Raw genomic sequence first — 4,308 nt, forward strand, 5'->3', positions numbered from 1 at the left:
CTTTACGATTTTCCGATCTGGGCCGTGCTACTTGCCTATCCAGCGACCGGAACCATCATCCTGTTGCCCGGGGTCGCACTTTTTGCCTGGATCAGGAACAGCCCACGGGACCTGCCCGCGCAGGCACCGCTTACTTCCCAGTCGCCCGCAGCACCACACCCACAGTCGCCAGCAGGATCTTCAAATCCTTGAAGAATGTCAGGTTGCGTTCGTACTCGGCGTCAAATTCGGCGCGCTGCGCGAAGGTGGACTGATTGCGCTCGGAGATCTGCCAGGTGCCGGTCAGGCCAGGCCGCAGGGCGTAGTAGGCGTTGCCGGGGTAAAGTTCCTGCTGATCCACCATCATCGGGCGGGGGCCGACCAGGCTCATGTCACCGATCAGCACATTCCAGAGCTGAGGAAGTTCGTCCAGCGAGCTTTTCCGAAGGAACTGGCCGAATTCGGTGATCCGGGGGTCGCGCGACAGTTTCTGGAAAGCGTCCCACTCCTGCCGCGCGGCTTCGTCACTTTGCAGATGGGCGCGTAGTCGCGCATCCGCATCGGGAACCATCGTGCGTAGTTTCCATAGCTTGAAGATCCGCCCATCCTTGCCGACGCGGTCCTGGAAGAAGAACGGCGCGTGGCCGGTGACCTTCAGCACAAGCGCAAGGATCAGAACCACGGGCACGACGAAGGGGGCAACCATGATCACCAGGGCCAGATCCATCCAACGCTTGAGAACGCGGCGGTAGAGCGGCTCTTTGCGAACCCGCACCCAACCCTGACCGACAGTCATCGAAGGCCGCTCGAAATTGGGCTCGCTTAGTTCTGTACGAACATCCATCTGAACGCCTCCGAAAGGGTATAATCGCTGAGCGAAATTCTGCCAAACCGGCCCTATATTGCCGACCCGGTCTCAACCTGACACTCACAACACCGTCTGCTTCACAACTTCCTTCTACCATTCCAGTTCCACTGCCGCAATGTCGCCATAAGTGACGAAACGCACAGAAAGTGGTTACTTCTCATTGGGTTACACGCTATGGTTGTATTCCGAGGCTGGCAGGGCGACGCCTGGAAACGGGCCGCCGAAACCCGAGTCCAGAGGTTTTTGGCAACAAAGCGAAGTTTCGCCACAGCATTGCCATGTTTTTCCACGGGTTTTGGCGGGCAGACCTGATCGACGGCGCTGCAGCGCAGCACGCAACCACGTCGAGGGCGCGTTCGCACACTCGTTCTAAGCACGAAATTATGCGGAATCTCGAAACGGTGAATTTTTTGTTAACGTGGCCCGTTAACCACCCGAGCCGCCCAAACCGCGGGCAGCGGCCCCACCGGAAGCCTCCCAACGGCCATATTCGCGATTCGTGACTGCCTCAATCAGGTCGAACGTACGGCCCTTCGGCGCCGGAATGCGACCGCAAGGACCAGAAGCGGACCGGGCAGTTCCAGCAGCCAGTTCACCTTGACCCCCAGTGCGACGCTGCCGATCAGCCCGTCCATGTGGTGAAAGCTGGCAGCACGGATCACGACGAAGCTGCAGACAAAGGCCAGACCGGCCAGCGCCAGCCAGATCCGGCCCAGAATACGGCGCAACAGCAGGGCAAGGAGACCGAGAAAGGCGATCCCTCCCCCCGCGACCAGGAAGATGAACGCGCGCTGGATGCCGCGACGGTCATCGTACCAGCCAGCCAGCGAGGCATGACAGCGCGCCACCATCGTCAAAAGCGATTGCAGGTCCAGCTGCTTGTTGACCGCCAGGATCAGCAGGATCGCCGCCGTGATCCACCAGAAACGCCGCTCCAGCGCCTCGGTGCCCTCGCGCCCGCAGCAAAGGGCCGCGCGCGCCGATGCGATCCCCGCCGCCAGATAGACCAGCACCGTTAACCAACCGACCGGATGATTGTCGCCAAGTCCGGGGCTCCACCGGGTAAAGGCACAGGTCAGCGTCGTCTGCAGCAGGTCCACCTAACGTGCCTGGCGCGCGTTCAGCCAGGCCAGTGTCTGGCGCACCAGCCTGCGCCTGCGGCTTTCCCAGGCCCGGCGGTTCTTCTCGAAATCGGCGGGCAGACGGATGCGCTGGATCTCTTCGTCCCGTGCCACCTCGGCCTGCCTGGCGCCCTCGGGATACCAGGGAAAGAACTGCTCGGTCGCGGGCCAGACATAGTCGTCGAACCAGGTCCAGGTCTTCGTGCGCTTGTAGACCTGCGCAATGTCGTCCGCGAGGATCGGGTCGATCGGCAGGGGCCCGGTCGGTCGGCCCAGGTAACGCAGGTTCCGCACCATCAGCGGCAAAGCCTTGGGTGCAACATAGCCCGGCACCCACAGCTGAAATCCCATCTCACCCGCCAGGCTTGCCACCACACGGAAGACCTGGATGTGATCCTCGTGCCCGTATTCCCCCCAGGGGCCGTGGGCGATCACGTTCCGGATTCCCGCCAGCCGGCTGCGCAGCAATTCGCGCATCTCCTCGAACTGCCGGCGGTAGCGGTCGGGATCGAAGCTGTTCAGCAGCCGCAACGCCGGATGGGGAAAGACGCCATAAGCGGTCTCGCGCGGGGTCGGCCACGAGGCGCTGTCGAAGACCCCGGATTCCACCATCTGCAACCAGTCCAGCGTCGGCAGCGGAAACGCCGCCATCGCGGCCTTGCGCCCTTCGGTCAGGTCCGGCGCGCAGGGCAGCTCGCCATAGACCAGCACGATCTTCTCGGCCGCCCGCAGCGCCGAGCCGGCCCAAAGCACCTCGTCATCGGGATGCGCCATCACGATGGCCAGGCGGTCGAAGATCGCGGGCGCAGTCACCGTGCTGGCCCCTTCTCGTCGCCCCGCGCGTAGATATCTTCGTAGCGGATGATGTCGTCCTCACCCAGATACGCACCCGTCTGAACCTCGATCATCACGACCGGCACCTTGCCCGGGTTCGCCAGCCGGTGGATTGCCCCCAGGGGCACATAGACCGACTGGTTCTCGCTTAACAGCTTGACCTCGTCGCCCACGGTCACCTGAGCCGTCCCGCTGACCACGATCCAGTGTTCAGCCCGGTGGATGTGGCTTTGCAGGCTGAGGGCCGCGCCGGGCTTGACCACGATGCGCTTGACCTGGAACCGGTCGGCCAGAGCCAGCGTCTCGAACCAGCCCCAGGGCCGGTGGTCGCGCGGAAAGACCTCGGCCTGGCGCACAGCCTTGGCTTTCATCTCGGCCACCGCCAGCTTCACATCCTGCGCCCGAGACCGGTCGGCCACCAGCACCGCGTCCGGCATTGCCACAACGACCAGGTCCTTCAGACCAATGCCGACGATATGCTGCCCCTCGACCTCGGACCGCAGCAGGGTCCCCTCGCAGTCAATGGCCGTCACCGCACCCTGCCGGACCGTCCCGCTGCCATTCTCGCGCCAGACCGCGTTCCAGTCGCCCAGGTCCGACCAGGCCGCCCCAAAGGGCACAACCTCGATGTTCGCGGCCTTCTCCATCACCGCAAAGTCGACCGAGATCTCCCGCGCCCCCGCCCAGGGTCCCTCGGCCAGCCGCAGGAACTCCAGATCCTTGCGCGCGCCCTGAACCGCCTCGCGCACCGGGGCCACCAGCTCCGCCGCATGCGCCTCGAAGGCCGCGATCAGAACCGAGGCCGAGGCCAGGAAGATCCCCGCATTCCACAGATAGCGTCCCTCGGCCAGCATCGCCTCGGCCCGATCCAGGGCAGGCTTCTCGACAAACCGCGCCACCTTCTGCGCTTCGCCCTCGACCACGGCACCGGCGACCTCGATCCAGCCATAGCCGGTCTCGGGCCGATCGGGACGCACGCCAAAGGTCACGATCTGCCCCGCCCTGGCCCGCGGCACGCCCACTGCCACCGCCGCCTGGAACGCCGCCACATCCGGGATCGAATGATCCGTCGGCATCACCAGAAGCAACGCCTCGGGGTCGTCCGCCGCCAGATGCAGCGCCGCAGCCAGAATCGCCGGCCCCGTGTTCCGCGCCGAAGGCTCGATCAGGATCGCGCCGGGCTTGATCCCGGCCACCGCCAGCTGCTCGGCGACGATGAAGCGGAAATCGGAATTGGTGATCACCAGCGGGCTTGCAATACCCGCAGCGCCCCGCATCCGCTCGGCCGCGGACTGAAACAGAGTTTCCTGCCCGGCCAGCGGCACGAACTGTTTGGGAAAGCTCTTGCGGGACACGGGCCACAGCCGGGTGCCCGACCCGCCACACAACAGAACCGGAAAAATATCAGGCATGACCTGCGCATACTCCAACTTTGGCATCAGCAATGTCTTGGCGAAAGTCTGGGCCAGATTAAGCCCGGATTCTGGCAAAGGGCATAATCATTTG

General features: G+C 64.1%; 4 protein-coding genes. All 4 read right to left on the bottom strand.

What is annotated here, in order from left to right:
* Window positions 1-130: 130 nt before the first annotated feature.
* Window positions 131-823 (bottom strand): sugar transferase, encoded by a 693-nt coding sequence (locus tag U1E69_RS00860; protein ID WP_322242120.1) that lies wholly within the window; start codon window positions 821-823, stop codon window positions 131-133.
* Between the two features lie 536 nt (window positions 824-1,359).
* Window positions 1,360-1,947 (bottom strand): isopropylmalate isomerase, encoded by a 588-nt coding sequence (locus tag U1E69_RS00865; RefSeq protein ID WP_322242121.1) that lies wholly within the window; start codon window positions 1,945-1,947, stop codon window positions 1,360-1,362.
* Window positions 1,948-2,781, bottom strand: coding sequence for a hypothetical protein (locus U1E69_RS00870; RefSeq protein WP_322242122.1), 834 nt, complete (start codon window positions 2,779-2,781; stop codon window positions 1,948-1,950).
* A complete protein-coding gene (locus U1E69_RS00875) occupies window positions 2,778-4,214 on the bottom strand; it encodes a mannose-1-phosphate guanylyltransferase/mannose-6-phosphate isomerase (protein ID WP_322242123.1) in 1,437 nt (478 codons plus the stop codon). The genes U1E69_RS00870 and U1E69_RS00875 overlap by 4 nt, the downstream gene beginning before the upstream one ends.
* Between the last annotated feature and the right edge of the window lie 94 nt (window positions 4,215-4,308).

It is taken from the genome of Tabrizicola sp. (assembly GCF_034366665.1).
Lineage (GTDB): Bacteria > Pseudomonadota > Alphaproteobacteria > Rhodobacterales > Rhodobacteraceae > Tabrizicola.